Source organism: Zestomonas carbonaria, from assembly GCF_904061905.1.
In the GTDB taxonomy this organism is placed as follows: domain Bacteria; phylum Pseudomonadota; class Gammaproteobacteria; order Pseudomonadales; family Pseudomonadaceae; genus Aquipseudomonas; species Aquipseudomonas carbonaria.
On record NZ_CAJFCI010000003.1, the window covers coordinates 1 to 439 of the forward strand.

At 70.6% G+C, this 439-nt stretch carries 1 protein-coding gene; it reads right to left on the reverse strand.

The features are described from left to right. Positions 1-439, reverse strand: a 439-nt coding sequence (locus PSEWESI4_RS00015; protein ID WP_268960732.1) for a contractile injection system protein, VgrG/Pvc8 family, incomplete at both ends; no start/stop codon positions are given.

Here is a 439-nt window from a genome sequence, read left to right on the forward strand (position 1 = left end):
GGGCGACATGCTGCTGGTTATAGATCGGGTGCTTGAAGCTGTAGTCGAGCTGGGTCTGCACGGCAGTGCGCACCTGCTCGCGGTAGGCGAAGCGGCGCAGGGCGGGTTCGGGCTGGTCGCCGCCGGGGGCGGGCTGGTAGCGCACCGGGCCGCCGGCGAGGCTGCCGTGGGTGTAGAGATGGTCGCCGTGGATCAGCCGGTGGCCGTCGGCGGTGTGGGCGAAGGCGTAGTAAAGGCCCTCCTCGGCGGCGAGGCGGGCGAGGAAGGCGAGGTCGGTCTCGCCGGCCTGGACGCAGTATTCGCGGGGCAGGTGCTCGGCATCGAGGACCTGTTCGTAGTCGTTGATGCCCTGGGCGCGAAGGACGCTGTCGAGGATCTGCGGGACGCTGCGCTGCTGGAAGATCCGCCAGTTGGAGCGCAGCTCGGCGCGGGCCAGGGC